Here is a 13,922-nt window from a genome sequence, read left to right on the forward strand (position 1 = left end):
ATGCTCATCAAAGCTGTACTCCCGCTGAGTTACTGGTGCATTGACTCTCATAGATGCCGCTTTTTGGTCATTAATCGAGAAAAACTGCACAGCTTGTGCCGCAGCCCTCACTGCGGCAACCACCTCTGTGTGTATCAATTATTTACATGTTTTTTGCGGCCCATCTATTCCTGAAAAAGCAGTTGTTGCTAGCCTGCGTCAACGCAGATACAGAGTCCTGAACTCTTCATGCAAACGCGCTTTTCTCCTACAAAGGCAGCCGCGCATCATCCTTGATCTCCTCCATCACCGCATAGGTTCTGGTCTCGCGCACGCCCGGAAGCTGCCACAGCACCCGGCCCGCGAAGTCACGGTAAGCCGCCATATCGGCCATGCGGGTCTTGAGCAGGTAGTCAAAGCCGCCCGCCACCATATGGCACTCCATGATGGCCGGGTAAGCCAGCACGGCGGCCTTGAACTCGTCAAACACATGGGGCGTGGTGCGGTCCAGCAGCACCTCGACAAACACCGTCATGCCCACGCCCAGCTTCTGCGGATTCAGCCGCGCTTCGTAGCCCAGGATGTAACCATCGCGTGTAAGCCGGGCCACGCGGGCCTGCACGGCTGTGGGCGACAGCGCCACCTGCTCTGCCAGGCGCAGATTGGAGATGCGCCCATCGGTTTGCAGAATTGCCAGTATTTTTCGATCAATCCTGTCGATATCCACTTCTGAAGCATCAATCATTGGTGAATTCCTCTTTTTAACTCACTCAATATAGTGATTCATTTTTCAACAAACCAGCAATGATTTTCCCTATGTAGACAGCCGCGTCCGCGCCGCTTGCAATGCAGCTGTGAACATGGTGAAGGCCGCGCACCCGCTCGCGTCCAGGCTCTACGACACCTGCACAGACATGCCGACTTTCACTGCGCTGCCAGATTCCAGCCGCCCTGCCGATGAACTGCGTCAAGCCATCAGTTGCGCCACCCGCATGGCCGAGTCCGATGCCGTGGCCCGGCTGCTGCCTGCAGCCACGCTGCCGCCCGCCGAGGCTGCCCAGGTCGCTGCCCATGCGCAAAAGTTGGTCGAGCAGCTGCGCGCCCAACCCGCCAGCGCTGGGCGCCAGGGACTGGTGCAAGGTCTGCTGCAGGAGTTTTCGCTGTCCTCGCAGGAAGGCGTGGCGCTGATGTGTCTGGCCGAGGCCTTGCTGCGCATCCCCGATGCGGCCACCCGTGATGCGCTGATTCGCGACAAGCTGCGCGGAGGCGACTGGCAGGCTCATCTGGGCAAGAGCCCCTCGCTCTTTGTCAATGCTGCCGCCTGGGGACTGGTGGTCACCGGAAAGCTGGTCGATACGCATAGCGAGTCTGGCCTGCTCGCGGCGCTCAAACGCATCACAGCCAGGGGCGGCGAGCCGCTGGTGCGCAAGGGCGTGGACATGGCCATGCGCCTGATGGGCGAGCAGTTTGTGATGGGCGAGACCATTTCCCAGGCTCTGGAGCGCGCACGCGAGCTGCAGGCCAGAGGCTTTCGCTATTCCTACGACATGCTCGGCGAGGCCGCCCTCACCGCCGAGGACGCGCAGCGCTACATGCAGTCCTATGTGAATGCGATTCATGCGATCGGCAAGGCCGCTGGCGGCGAGGGCGTCTATGAACGGCCGGGCATTTCCATCAAACTCAGCGCCCTGCACCCGCGCTACAGCCGCGCGCAATGGCAGCGCGTGATGAGCGAGCTGCTGCCGCGCGTGCTGCAACTGTGCGAGCTGGCACGCAGCTACGACATAGGGCTCAATATCGACGCCGAAGAAGCCGACCGCCTGGAGCTGTCGCTGGACCTGCTCGAACAATTGGCCCACGCCCCTGGCCTGGCAGGCTGGAACGGCCTGGGCTTTGTGATTCAGGCCTATCAAAAACGTTGTCCCTATGTGATCGACTATCTGATCGACCTGGCCCGTCGCAGCGAGCGTCGTCTGATGGTGCGCCTGGTCAAGGGCGCTTACTGGGACAGCGAAATCAAGCGCGCCCAGATCGACGGTCTGAGCGACTACCCGGTCTACACCCGCAAGCACCACACCGATGTGGCCTATATTGCCTGCGCTCGCAAGCTGCTGGCCGCACCCAGCGCCATCTACCCGCAATTCGCTACCCATAACGCCCAGACCGTGGCCAGCATCGAATCCTTGGCCGGTGCCCAGCCCTACAGCGCCGGACGTTACGAGTTTCAATGCCTGCACGGCATGGGCGAGCAGCTATACCTGCATGTGGTCGAGGCCGAAGACAAGGCCGCACGCCGCCCCTGCCGCATCTATGCTCCCGTGGGTACGCACGAGACACTGCTGGCCTATCTGGTTCGCCGCCTGCTGGAAAACGGCGCCAACAGTTCATTCGTGCACCGCATCGCCAACCCCGACTGGCCCATCTCTGATTTGATAGCAGCCCCTGCAGACCAAACGTGGGCTGAGGGTCAACCAAATCCCCAAACCCGGGCCGGGGTGGAGACACTGATTGCGGTCGATGACATAGGCCTGCCCCACCCGCGTATAGTGCTGCCGCGCGAGCTGCTGGGCAAACAGCGCCGCAACTCCTCTGGTCTGGACCTGAGCGATGACGGTGTGTTGGGCGCTCTGTCTCAAGCGCTTGCGCAAAGCCGGCCCGCACAACTTCGCCAGGGTGTCCATGCCGTGCATGCCGCCGACGCCATCGGCACAGCCATAACCAACCCGGCCAGCCATCAGGAGTTGCTGGGCTATGTCAGCGATGCCGGGCCCGCGCAGATTCAGCAGGCAATGCAGGCGGCCGCACAGGCCCAGCCCGCCTGGCAAGCCAGCCCGGCCGAGCTGCGCACCAGTCTGCTGCAGACCGCAGCCGAGCTCTTTGAAACGCAGATGCAGCCGCTGATGAGCCTGCTGATGCGCGAAGCCGGCAAGACTGCGGCCAATGCCGTGTCCGAGGTGCGCGAGGCCGTGGACTTTCTGCGCTATTACGCGGCTCAGATTCTGCGGCAGGCCGATGCGGATCTGCTCGCCCCCGGCATAGGCCCTGTGGTCTGTATTAGCCCCTGGAATTTTCCACTGGCCATCTTCACCGGCCAGGTCGCAGCCGCCCTGGGCGCTGGCAATGTGGTGCTGGCCAAGCCCGCCGAGCAAACCCCGCTGATCGCCCTTGAAGCCGTGCGCCTGCTGCATCAGGCCGGCATTGCGCCAGACGTGCTGCAATTGCTGCCCGGTCGGGGCGAGACCGTGGGCGCCGCGCTGGTGTCCGATGCGCGCGTGGCAGGCGTGCTGTTCACCGGCTCCACCGAGGTGGCGCGACTGCTGGCTCTGCAGACCGCCGCCAGGCTGCGCCCCGACGGCCAGCCTGTGGTGCTGGTGGCCGAGACCGGCGGCCAGAACGCCATGCTGGTCGACTCATCCGCCCTGGTCGAGCAAGCCGTGCAGGACATTGCTGCATCCGCCTTTGACAGCGCGGGCCAGCGCTGCTCGGCTCTGCGCCTGCTGTGCGTGCAAAACGACTGCGCCGACCGGCTGCTGGCCATGCTGCGCGGTGCCATGCAAGAGCTGCATTGCGGCAATCCGGCCGAGCTGGCCACCGATGTGGGACCCGTGATCGATGCCGATGCCAAGACTGGTATCGAGCGACATATCGCCAGACTCAGGGCTCTGGGTCTGCGCATCCATCAATCGCCGCTGAGCCCGGAAACTGCCGCACAAGGGCATTTTGTGGCGCCCACGCTGATCGAGCTGCCCAACCTGCATCAGCTCAAGCGTGAAGTCTTCGGCCCCGTGCTCCATGTACTGCGCTATCAAAGGCGCGAGCTGCCGCAGTTGCTCGAGCGCATCAACGCCCTGGGCTACGGCCTGACCATGGGATTGCACACGCGCATCGACGAAACCGTGCAGCTGGTCGCCCAGGCGGCACATGTTGGCAATCTGTATGTGAATCGCAATATGGTGGGGGCCGTGGTCGGTGTTCAGCCCTTTGGCGGCGAGGGGCTGTCGGGCACCGGTCCCAAGGCCGGCGGCCCCCTGTATCTGCCGCGCCTGCAGCAGACACCCGGCTCGCCCCTGCGCTTGCTCAGTCTGCTGTTGCATCAATGCGGAGAGGCACAGGCAAGCGCCGCGCCCGTCACGGCAGCAGCGGCGACCGCCTTGCAGCAACTGGGCCACTGGGCCAGGCAGCATGGCGAAGCCATCGTCAGCCACGATTGCGAGCGCCTGCAATCGGCCCTGCCCGATCTGCATGCTGCGCGCCTGCTGCCCGGCCCCACAGGCGAGCGCAATCTCTACCAGCTGCTTGGCAAGCCGCGCACACTGTGCCTGGCGCAGGAAAGAACCATGCTGCTGCAGCAACTGGCTGCCGCACTGGCCTGCGGCTCGCAAGCGCTGTGGCTACCCGGCCCGCTAGGCACCGCAGTTCACGGCAAGCTGCCAGATGCACTGCGCCTCCATGTGCGGCTGCTGCCTGCCGAGCTCAGCGTCGAGGAAATTGCAGAAACCGAGCCCATGGATGCAGCACTGCTGGAATGCGACGCCCCCCAATTTCTGCGCTGGGCGCAGGCATTGGCAAGACGTCCAGGCCCGTTGGTACTGCCCACACGCTGTGTGACAGGCCAACCCGTCCGGCTGGAGCGGCTCTGGCATGAACGCGCTCTATCGCACAACACGGCGGCAGCGGGCGGCAACGCGGCATTGATGACGCTGGAATAGCCAAACACCCCCTGAGGCGCTTTGCGCCTTCCTCCTCTCTGCTTCGCGCAAGGAAACGACAGCCTCGCTGCGGGGCGGCGGGGCCGCCAAGGCCCTTGCTTGCTGTCCACTGCTCAGGCCATGCCTGTTTGGCGCTGTGCGCCCGATACTCACCACGCCCCTCAGAGCCGCCAACACCACCGAGCAAACCGCAGGTTTGCCATTGAGACCAGGCGCGAAGCCGCAGACAGTACAAAAGTACGGCAAGGCGAATCAACGACATATCAAGGGTGTATTGGCGGGTCCAAAAAAGAAAGCACCCAGCGCAAGCAGTACCTGCGCTGGGTGCTCTTTTGAGAGCAGATGAGATTTACAGCTTGGCGATGGACACCTCTGTGGACTTGACCAGAGCTACAACCTCCGAGCCCACCGCCAAGCCCAGATCATTGACCGAGCGTGTGGTGATCACCGAAGTGACGATGCCCCAGGGCGTTTCCACATCCACTTCCGAGACCACGTCACCGCGGATGATTTCCTTGACCTTGCCCTTGAACTGATTGCGTACGTTGATGGCTTGAATGGACATACAAAATTCTCCTGAGAAGTCGTGAAGGGTTCTGAAAAACAGTGTTTGCTGCACTGCATGAAAACGATTCTGAAACCTTCTCCAAAAAACTCAAAAGAATAAAAACAAAAATTTTTATATCAAAAACATCTTATGAAAATCAGTGGCCATCGCGCGGCACAAGCCTGCACGGCCGGACATTGAGCAGCAGCCCGATCGCGAAGATGGCGAAGATGGCGAAGATGGCGAAGATGGCAACACCACGATATGGCTGCGCAAAAAGCTCGAGGCTGAGCACCACCTGCTCCAGCCCCTGCTGCACGGTCGCCCCATGCAGTGCCATACCGGGGCTTGAGGCTCTTTCGGGAGATTCGAGTTGAAGTTCAGTCTTCGGCAGATTGCAGTGCCGCGCGCACCACCTCGGGCGTCAGCGTAGGCACAAAGCTCTCGATGAAGGCATAGGCATAGCCACGCAGCCAGGCATCGCGGCGCAGAGCCAGGCGCGTGAGATTGACCTCGAACAGATGGCGGGCATCGATAGCACGCAGATGGCGGTCGCGCTCGGCATCGAAAGCGATGGAGGCAATGATGCCCGCGCCCATGCCCAGCTCCGCATAGGTCTTGATTACATCGGCATCCATGGCGGTGAGCACCACATCGGGCTGCAGCCCGGTCGCCGCAAACGCCTTGTCGATATGGGCACGCCCCGTGTAACCCTGCTCGTAGGTGATGATGGGGTGGCGCGCCAGCGCCTCCAGTGTCAGTGCTCCGTCCGTATCGAGCAGTTCATGGCCGGGCGGCACGACCACGCTGTGCGACCAGCGGTAGCAAGGCAGGGTCACCAGGTTCTCATAACTGCCCAGCGCCTCGGTGGCTACACCTATATCGGCCTCGCCCGATAGCAGCATCTCGGCCACCTGGCGTGGCGAGCCCTGATGCAGATGCAGCGAAACCTGGGGGTAGAGCCTACGGAAATCACGCACCACCTGGGGCAAGGCATAACGTGCCTGAGAATGCGTAGCAGCAATCGACAGGCCGCCACGCTCGCTGGCGTGGAAGTCCTCTCCTGCACGACGCAGATTGTCGGCCTCGAGCAGCATGCGCTCGACAATAGGCAGCAAGGCCGTGCCGGGCGGCGTCAGGCCCGTCAGACGCTTGCCGGCGCGCACAAAGATATCGATGCCCAACTCCTCCTCGAGCTCGCGAATCTGCCGGCTCACACCGGGCTGCGAGGTGTGGAGCATGGCCGCCACCTCGGTCAGATTGAAGCCACGCCTTGCCGTTTCCCGGACCGAACGCAGTTGCTGAAAATTCATATCTTGATGGCAGGCGGCACAGCTTGTGGCTGCGCCAGCCGCCTGTTTCTCTTTGTTTTCGTTGGATGCTCAAATCGCCCAGCGCAGGCCCGTAGCCGGCACGCCAGGCCAGCTCGGCAATCCGGTTGCCTGTTCTGACTCGGGCTTTTGCAGCACGCGATCCAGAATGCGCGTCTCCAGCGCAGCAAAGCGGGCATCGCCATGCACACGCGGACGCGGCAAATCGATGCGCTCGTCGAGCGCAATGCGCCCATCCTCGATCAGCACCACGCGGTCGGCCAGGGCCACGGCTTCCTGCACATCGTGAGTGACCAGCAAGGCCGTGAAGCCATGACTGCGCCACAGACCTTCGATGAGGCGGTGCATCTCGATGCGCGTCAACGCATCAAGAGCGCCCAGCGGTTCATCGAGCAGCAGCAGTCGCGGCTGGTGAACCAGGGCACGGGCCAGGGCTACGCGCTGGCGCTGGCCGCCAGACAGCCGAGCCGGCCATTCGTTTTCACGGTCAGCCAGTCCCACCTGCGCCAGCACCTTGCGGCCGCGCTCGCGTGCCGAATCGGGCAACCCAAGAATCACGTTGTCCAGCACCCGCTTCCAGGGCAGCAGACGCGCGTCCTGAAACATGATGCGCGTATCCCTGTTCTGCCGGCGCTGCTCGCGCGCATCGCCCGCATCGATCAGTAGCTGCCCGGCACTGGCCTCTTCCAGCCCGGCCACAAGGCGCAGCAAGGTGGACTTGCCGCAGCCGCTGCGCCCAACGATGGCGATGAACTCGCCGGGCCGGACATCGAGCTGCACCTGTTTGAGCACTTCCCGCTCGCCATAGCGCTTGGTCAGCTGCAGCGTCTGCAGATGCACACCCTGGGCCGCTTTCTGCTGCACATCCGGCTGCTTGCTGCTGCCCTGCTGCTCTTCTTCCTCATCCTTGGTCCGCTGCCACAGCTTTCCACTCGCCTGCAAGGCCTCGGCCTCGTCCCAGGAAGCCTCCCAGGCCACCAGCGGCTGACGCGCGTTCAGCGCACCTGCACCCACCAGCGACTGCGTCAAACGATTCCACAAACTGCTCATCACCAACTCCCGTCTTTGTCTGTTCAAAACTGGCGCAGCACATGCGCGTGGCAGCGAGCAAGCGCCGCCGCGCAGCGAGGCTGTCGTCCCCTGGGGGAAGCCGCAATGCGGCTCAGGGGGCTCCATAGCTAGGATGCCAGCGCAGCCACCAGCGCTCCAGCGAACGGGCAAACACATCGGCCAGCTTGCCCAGGATTGCGTAGAGCAAGATGCCCACCAGCACCACATCGGTCTGCAGAAATTCACGCGCATTCATGGTCAGGTAGCCGATGCCCGCCTGGGCCGAGATGGTCTCGGCCACGATCAGAATCACCCACATCAGCCCCAGCGAAAAACGCAAGCCCACGAGGATGGAAGACAGCGCTCCCGGCAAGACGATGTCGCGATACAGCTGCCAGCGCGTGAGGCCGTAGCTGCGGCCCATCTCGATCAGACCAGGGTCCACGTTGCGAATGCCGTGAAAGGTGTTCAGATAAATGGGAAAGAACACCGAGACGCTGATCAGAAACAGCTTGGCCGATTCGTCGATTCCGAACCACAGAATGACCAGCGGAATCAGCGCCAGCGCAGGGATGTTGCGCACCATCTGGATCGTGGAATCGAGCAGCGTCTCGGCCCAGCGCAGCGAGCCTGTAAGCAGACCTAGCAGCAGGCCCAGGCTGCCGCCAATGGCCAGCCCCGCCAGCGCACGCCCGGCACTGACCTTGACATGGGTCCATAACTCGCCCGACTCTGCCAGAGCCCAGGCTGCACGCAACACATCCAGCGGTGCGGGCAGCACCCGTGTGGACAGCCAGCCATAGGCCGATGCGGCCTGCCAGGCAGCGATCAGCGCGACCGGCAACAGCCAGGGCAGCAGCCGCAAAGCGAACTGACGCGCCAGCAACTCCAGGCGCGGCACCGGCGGGCTTGCAGGCTGGGCAGCGGATTGCAAGGTCAGCGTTTGAACATCACTCATACACTCTCCTTCAGCTTTGCGACACTCGGACCTGCTCGCGCTCTGGAGCGGCGGCTCCCGAAGCAGCGGCTTCCGAAGCGGCGGCTCGCGGCGAGTACAGATTGGCCACGGTCTCGCCGAACGGGCCGCCGGGGTTGCCACCGCCGAGCTTTTCCTGCACGTTGACGGGCAGCAACGGGAAGACCAGCTCGGCAAAGCGATAGGCTTCCTCGAGATGCGGGTAGCCCGAGAGCACAAAGGTGTCTATGCCCAGATCGGCATATTCCTTGATGCGGTCGGCCACAGCCTGGGCGCTGCCCACCAGGGCCGTGCCCGCACCGCCACGCACCAGACCCACACCGGCCCATAGATTGGGGCTGATCTCCAGGTCCTTGCGGCTGCGCTTGGTGCCGCCCGCATGCAGCTGGGCCATGCGGCGCTGGCCTTCGGAATCCATGCGTGCAAACGCAGCCTGGGCCTGCACCACGGTCTCGTCCTTGAGGCGGCTGATCAATCGCTCGGCGTCGGCCCATGCCTCCTCATCGGTCTCGCGCACGATCACATGCAGGCGGATGCCGAACTTGACCTGGCGGCCACGGCGATCGGCCTTCTCGCGCACATCGGCAATCTTTTTGGCGACTTCGGCCGGTGGCTCGCCCCAGGTCAGATAGGCATCGACCTGCTCTGCCGCCAGCTCGTGGGCGGCAGGCGAAGAACCGCCGAAATAGACAGGTGGATAGGGTTTTTGCAGTGGCGGGAACAGCAGCTTGGCACCCTTGACCTGCAGATGCCGACCTTCGAAATCCAGCGACTTTCCCTCATGGCTGCGTGCCAGAATCTCGCGCCAGATCTCGATGAACTCGGCCGATTGTTCATAGCGCGTCGCATGATCGAGAAACACGCCATCGCCCTCCAGCTCGGCCTGATCGCCGCCGGTGACCAGATTGATCAGCAGCCGCCCGCCGGAAAGCCGGTCGAAGCTGGCTGCCATGCGAGCAGCCAGGCTGGGCTGATGCAGGCCGGGACGCACGGCCACCAGGAACTTGAGGCGCTTGGTGACGGGCAACAGGCTGGACGCCACTACCCAGGGATCTTCGCAGGAGCGGCCCGTGGGAATCAGCACGCCTTCGTAGCCCAGGCTGTCGGCCGCCACGGCCACCTGCTTGACATAGTCATGGCTCAGCTGGCGTGCGCCTTCGCTGCTACCCAGGTAGCGGGCATCACCATGGGTGGGAATGAACCAGAACACTTGCATGACGAAATCTCCTTGAACCTGACTTAGAACCTGGATGCCACGGAGGGCGTGATGGATGAAGCGGCGGGGCTCGCCTGGCCATGGCCGGCATATTCAGCCGCCGTGGGCTGCCAGACGATGTCGGCCACCTTCACCTGGCGTGGAATCACGCCCAGACGAAAAAAGGTATCGGCCACGCGCTGCTGCTCGACCACGATGGCGGGATTGAGCAGCGTGGTCGGCGAGCTGGGCCTGCGGCCGATGAAGCGGCTGACCACATTCGCATCCAGCCCGCTGAAAGCGGCCAGCAGTTGCACGGCCTCTTTGCGCGAGGTCTGCACCAGCTGATCGGCGCGCGTGAGCTCGTCGAACAAGGCCTTGATGAGCTGGGGATGGTGCTCGACTAGGCCGCGCGAGGCCAGATAGAAAGAGTTGTTGCCCGACAGCCCTTCACCGCTGGTCAGCACGCGCGGCCGGATGCTCAGCTCGGTGGCCGCATAGAACGGGTCCCAGATGGCCCAGGCATCGACGCTGCCGCGTTCGAAAGCGGCACGCGCATCGGCCGGTGCCAGATACACGGGCTGAATGTCGGCCCAGGCAATACCGGCCTTGTCCAGCGCACGCACCAGCAGGTAATGGGCGCTTGAGCCTTTTTGCAGCGCCACGCGCCTGCCTTTGAGGTCGGCCAGGGTTTTCAGCGGCGAATCGGCGAGCACCAGAATGGCCGAGCTTTCAGGCTTGGGCGGCTCGGCCCCTACATAGCGCAGATCCTTGCCCGCGGCCTGGGCAAACACGGGCGGCGAATCGCCGGTCAGGCCAAAGTCCAGGCTTCCGGCCGACAGCGCCTCCAGCAACTGCGGCCCGGCTGGAAACTCCAGCCAGCTGATCTTGGTGCCTGGAAAGCGCTTTTCCAGAATGCCATGCTGCTTGAGCACGACCAGATTGACGGCCGACTTCTGATAGCCGATGCGCAACTGGGCCGGAGCCGCAATAACCGGCACAGGCTGGGCCAGTGCATCGTTGGCGTAATGCGCGGCAAGGGTCCAGCTGAAAGCCGTGGTGCCCAGCAGTTGCAGTGCCTGGCGACGGCCGCGATGGAAACGGGGTGAAGAGGATGCTGAACTCATGGCAATGACCTTTTCATGAATCAGCGGCTGGCCAGCAAGTCCACAGGCGCGGCATGCAGCAAATTGAGCTTCTTGGGGATCAGCTTGAGATCGAAGAAGGTGTCTGCAATCTTTTGCTGCTCACCCAGGATTTCGGCATTCACGGCCTTGGTGCCGAACTCGGCACGGCTCAGGTACAGCTCGGTCACCGCGGTGTCCAGGCCCAGGATCTGAGACAGCTCGGCCGCTGCTGCGCTCTTGTTCTTGCTGGCCCAGGCATCGATGGCGGCAATTTCCTCGATCGCGATGCGCAGCACATCGGCATTGCGGCTCGCATAGTCACGCGAGGTGAAGTAGTAGGCACGGTTGTTGACCACGCCCTTGGCATCGGCCAGCAGGCGTGCATCCAGCGCCTTCTGGGCCGAGGCCAGGAACGGGTCCCAGATCACCCAGGCATCGACCGAGCCCTTCTCGAACGCGGCCCGCGCATCGGGAGGAGCCAGAAAGACCGACTGCACATCGCCGTACTTGAGGCCATGCTTTTCCAGCAGCTTGACCAGGAAGTAATGAACGTTGGAGCCCTTGTTGTAGGCAATGCGCTTGCCCTTGAGGTCGGCCACGCTGCGAATCGCCGAGCCCTTGGGCACGATCACCGCTTCCAGGCCGGGGCGCGCCACCGTGGCACCCGCATAGACCAGGGGCGCACCGGCGGCCTGGGCAAAGATGGGCGGAGCCTCGCCCACATCGCCAAAGTCGATCGAGCCGACATTGAGCGCTTCCAGTTGCACAGGTCCGGCATTGAATTCAACCCAGCGCACGGCCACGCCCAGCGGGGTCAGGCGCTTTTCCAGCGTGCCGCGATTCTTGAGAATCGACAGCCAGCCTTTTTGATGGCCCACGCGCAGCACGCGCTGCCCGCCTGCCGTGCCATTGCCCTGCTGCGCATGCAGTGCGCCCGAGGCCAGGGCCAGCGCCGAAGCTGCCGTACCCGCCAGCCACTGACGGCGTGTGGTGCTCAGCAATTGCGACGAAATGACGACAGAAGTGTTGTTGCGATCGGTCATGAGAAATCAATCCTTGGAGCTTGCAGTCCACACACTTCAGGCGCACCTTCGGCCTGATTTCAGGCGCAACTCAGCCTTCGCAGTGCAGGAACTGCTATCAAAAACAGAGACATGGAGAAATGGGCACCGCCCCATCAGTGAGGCAGCAAGCAAGGGGCGCCCCGCAGCGATGCGGCCGTCCCCTCGGGGGGGAAGCCGCGTAGCGGCTCAGGGGGCGCTAGTTCAAACGCTACATCGCACGTCGGAGAACGCGATGCTTTCAAAGTCATTGGCTGCGGCCCATTGGGCACTGCGGCGCAGATCGGTGGCCAGCAACTGGGCGGCATCCTCGACGCGCTCGGCGATCTCGGGGGCCAGGCCATAACCGCCTTCAGGCAGCAGTGGCACCCCCTGATCGGTGGCATAGATGCCCGGCAGTATGTGGCGCGCGCCAAGCGACTGCAGCACGGGACGCAGCGCGTAGTCCAGCGCCAGCATATGGTGAGGGCTGCCGCCAGTGGCCAGAGGCAGGACCAGCTTGCCCTTGAGCGCCGTCTGTGGCAGCACATCGAGAAACACTTTGAGCAGGCCGCTGTAGGCAGCCTTGTAAACGGGTGTGGCCACCACCACCGCGTCGGCACGGGCCACTCTATCGGTCACGGCACGAATCTCGGAGTGATCGAAGCGGGCATGCAACAGGGCTGCGGGGTCCAGCTGGTTGAGCTGCAGCACGGGCTCGGTGCTCAGGCCCTGTGCCTGCAGGCGGGCAGCCACGGCATTGAGCAAGGCACTGGAGCGCGAAGGCTGCGAGGGACTACCGGCAATCAGCAAAATCGACATGGCTTGGCTCTATCTTTTTGTTATTGCAAAGACAGGAGCACTCATCGCGCTCCCATCCTGCGTTTCGCTTATTTCTTGGTGTAGATCTGGTCGAAGCTGCCGCCATCGGCGAAGTGAGCCTTGTCTGCCGCTGCCCAGCCGCCAAAGGCCTTGTCGATGGTGAACAGCTCCAGCTTGGGGAACTGGCCGGCAAACTCGGCGGCCACCTTGGCATCGGTCGGACGGTAGAAGTTCTTGCCGGCAATGCGCTGGGCCTCCTCGGAGTACAGATACTTCAGATAGGCCTCGGCCACGGTGCGCGTGCCCTTTTTATCGACCACCTTGTCGACCACGGCCACCGAAGGCTCGGCCAGGATGGACAGCGAAGGTGCGACGATCTGGAACTTTTCTGGGCCGAACTCCTTGAGCGCCAGATAGGCCTCGTTCTCCCAGGCCAGCAGCACATCGCCCAGACCGCGCTGCACAAAGGTCACGGTGGAGCCACGCGCGCCCGTATCCAGCACGGGCACGTTCTTGTAGAGCTTGGTGATGAAATCCTTGGCCTGTGCATCGCCGCCGTATTTGCGCTTGGCAAATTCCCAGGCTGCCAGATAGTTCCAGCGTGCACCACCCGAGGTCTTGGGGTTGGGCGTGATCACCTGGATGCCGGGCTTGACCAGATCGTCCCAGTCCTTGATGCCCTTGGGATTGCCCTTCTTGACCAGGAACACGATGGTGGAGCTGTAGGGCGCGCTGTTGTGCGGCAGGCGCTTTTGCCAGTCGGCCTTGACATTGCCGTTCTTGACCAGGGCGTCGATATCGCCTGCAAGGGCCAGCGTGGCCACATCGGCCTCAATGCCGTCGATGATGGAACGCGCCTGCTTGCCCGAGCCGCCATGCGACTGCTTGATGGTCACGTCCTGGTTCTGCGCAGCCTTCCAGTGCTTGGCAAACGCCTGGTTGTAGTTCACATACAGCTCGCGTGTGGGGTCGTAAGAAACGTTGAGCAGCTGCACGCCGGTTTGTGCAAAAGCAGGCAATGTGGGCAGAGCCGAGAGGGTCAAGCCGGCAATCAGACCGGCAGCCAGAGGAAACTTGATAAAGTTGCGACGATTTTTCATTGGACTGTGTTCTTGGAGTGAATGGTTAACGGGCTTCTGCCCCCGT

The 13,922-nt window shown here is 62.9% G+C and carries 12 protein-coding genes; 1 reads left to right on the forward strand and 11 read right to left on the reverse strand.

Annotation, left to right across the window (positions count from 1 at the left end; genetic code table 11):
• Nucleotides 1-247: 247 nt before the first annotated feature.
• A complete protein-coding gene (locus tag Cth01_RS22385) occupies nt 248-724 on the reverse strand; it encodes an Lrp/AsnC ligand binding domain-containing protein (protein ID WP_034356242.1) in 477 nt (158 codons plus the stop codon).
• Nucleotides 725-839: 115 nt separating this feature from the next.
• On the opposite strand from Cth01_RS22385, the gene putA reads away from it, so the two are divergent.
• A complete protein-coding gene (putA, locus tag Cth01_RS22390) occupies nt 840-4,688 on the forward strand; it encodes a trifunctional transcriptional regulator/proline dehydrogenase/L-glutamate gamma-semialdehyde dehydrogenase (protein WP_045840478.1) in 3,849 nt (1,282 codons plus the stop codon).
• Between the two features lie 349 nt (nt 4,689-5,037).
• On the opposite strand, the gene Cth01_RS22395 is transcribed toward putA, so the two are convergent.
• From Cth01_RS22395 to Cth01_RS22440, 10 genes are all read right to left on the reverse strand, one after another.
• On the reverse strand, nt 5,038-5,253 hold the full coding sequence (locus Cth01_RS22395; RefSeq protein ID WP_003053517.1) for a TOBE domain-containing protein: 216 nt from the start codon (nt 5,251-5,253) through the stop codon (nt 5,038-5,040).
• A 139-nt stretch (nt 5,254-5,392) separates the two neighbouring features.
• Complete coding sequence (locus Cth01_RS22400; protein WP_045840479.1) at nt 5,393-5,575, reverse strand: hypothetical protein; 183 nt, start codon at nt 5,573-5,575, stop codon at nt 5,393-5,395.
• Between the two features lie 40 nt (nt 5,576-5,615).
• A complete protein-coding gene (locus Cth01_RS22405) occupies nt 5,616-6,548 on the reverse strand; it encodes a CysB family HTH-type transcriptional regulator (RefSeq protein ID WP_045840480.1) in 933 nt (310 codons plus the stop codon).
• A gap of 69 nt (nt 6,549-6,617) precedes the next feature.
• Nucleotides 6,618-7,616 (reverse strand): ATP-binding cassette domain-containing protein, encoded by a 999-nt coding sequence (locus Cth01_RS22410; protein WP_045840481.1) that lies wholly within the window; start codon nt 7,614-7,616, stop codon nt 6,618-6,620.
• Between the two features lie 112 nt (nt 7,617-7,728).
• Nucleotides 7,729-8,574, reverse strand: a complete 846-nt coding sequence (gene ssuC, locus Cth01_RS22415; protein ID WP_034406305.1) for an aliphatic sulfonate ABC transporter permease SsuC — start codon at nt 8,572-8,574, stop codon at nt 7,729-7,731.
• 10 nt (nt 8,575-8,584) lie between these two features.
• Complete coding sequence (ssuD, locus tag Cth01_RS22420; RefSeq protein WP_034379833.1) at nt 8,585-9,808, reverse strand: FMNH2-dependent alkanesulfonate monooxygenase; 1,224 nt, start codon at nt 9,806-9,808, stop codon at nt 8,585-8,587.
• Between the two features lie 23 nt (nt 9,809-9,831).
• Nucleotides 9,832-10,914 (reverse strand): sulfonate ABC transporter substrate-binding protein, encoded by a 1,083-nt coding sequence (locus tag Cth01_RS22425; RefSeq protein ID WP_045840482.1) that lies wholly within the window; start codon nt 10,912-10,914, stop codon nt 9,832-9,834.
• Nucleotides 10,915-10,934: 20 nt separating this feature from the next.
• Nucleotides 10,935-11,957, reverse strand: coding sequence for a sulfonate ABC transporter substrate-binding protein (locus Cth01_RS22430; protein ID WP_045840483.1), 1,023 nt, complete (start codon nt 11,955-11,957; stop codon nt 10,935-10,937).
• A 222-nt stretch (nt 11,958-12,179) separates the two neighbouring features.
• Nucleotides 12,180-12,776 (reverse strand): NADPH-dependent FMN reductase, encoded by a 597-nt coding sequence (gene ssuE / locus Cth01_RS22435; protein WP_034356266.1) that lies wholly within the window; start codon nt 12,774-12,776, stop codon nt 12,180-12,182.
• A 68-nt stretch (nt 12,777-12,844) separates the two neighbouring features.
• Nucleotides 12,845-13,876: a sulfate ABC transporter substrate-binding protein gene (locus tag Cth01_RS22440; protein WP_003066547.1), complete on the reverse strand. Its 1,032-nt coding sequence runs from the start codon at nt 13,874-13,876 to the stop codon at nt 12,845-12,847.
• Nucleotides 13,877-13,922: the final 46 nt, after the last annotated feature.

The organism is Comamonas thiooxydans (assembly GCF_000964545.1).
Taxonomy (GTDB): Bacteria; Pseudomonadota; Gammaproteobacteria; order Burkholderiales; family Burkholderiaceae_C; genus Comamonas; species Comamonas thiooxydans.

What these genes read in the sequence shown, in the direction of transcription:
- Cth01_RS22385 (WP_034356242.1), bottom strand. Translation starts at nt 724, where the DNA reads ATGATTGATGCTTCAGAAGTGGATATCGACAGGATTGATCGAAAAATA.
- putA (WP_045840478.1), top strand. Translation starts at nt 840, where the DNA reads ATGGTGAAGGCCGCGCACCCGCTCGCGTCCAGGCTCTACGACACCTGC.
- Cth01_RS22395 (WP_003053517.1), bottom strand. Translation starts at nt 5,253, where the DNA reads ATGTCCATTCAAGCCATCAACGTACGCAATCAGTTCAAGGGCAAGGTC.
- Cth01_RS22400 (WP_045840479.1), bottom strand. Translation starts at nt 5,575, where the DNA reads ATGGCACTGCATGGGGCGACCGTGCAGCAGGGGCTGGAGCAGGTGGTG.
- Cth01_RS22405 (WP_045840480.1), bottom strand. Translation starts at nt 6,548, where the DNA reads ATGAATTTTCAGCAACTGCGTTCGGTCCGGGAAACGGCAAGGCGTGGC.
- Cth01_RS22410 (WP_045840481.1), bottom strand. Translation starts at nt 7,616, where the DNA reads ATGAGCAGTTTGTGGAATCGTTTGACGCAGTCGCTGGTGGGTGCAGGT.
- ssuC (WP_034406305.1), bottom strand. Translation starts at nt 8,574, where the DNA reads ATGAGTGATGTTCAAACGCTGACCTTGCAATCCGCTGCCCAGCCTGCA.
- ssuD (WP_034379833.1), bottom strand. Translation starts at nt 9,808, where the DNA reads ATGCAAGTGTTCTGGTTCATTCCCACCCATGGTGATGCCCGCTACCTG.
- Cth01_RS22425 (WP_045840482.1), bottom strand. Translation starts at nt 10,914, where the DNA reads ATGAGTTCAGCATCCTCTTCACCCCGTTTCCATCGCGGCCGTCGCCAG.
- Cth01_RS22430 (WP_045840483.1), bottom strand. Translation starts at nt 11,957, where the DNA reads ATGACCGATCGCAACAACACTTCTGTCGTCATTTCGTCGCAATTGCTG.
- ssuE (WP_034356266.1), bottom strand. Translation starts at nt 12,776, where the DNA reads ATGTCGATTTTGCTGATTGCCGGTAGTCCCTCGCAGCCTTCGCGCTCC.
- Cth01_RS22440 (WP_003066547.1), bottom strand. Translation starts at nt 13,876, where the DNA reads ATGAAAAATCGTCGCAACTTTATCAAGTTTCCTCTGGCTGCCGGTCTG.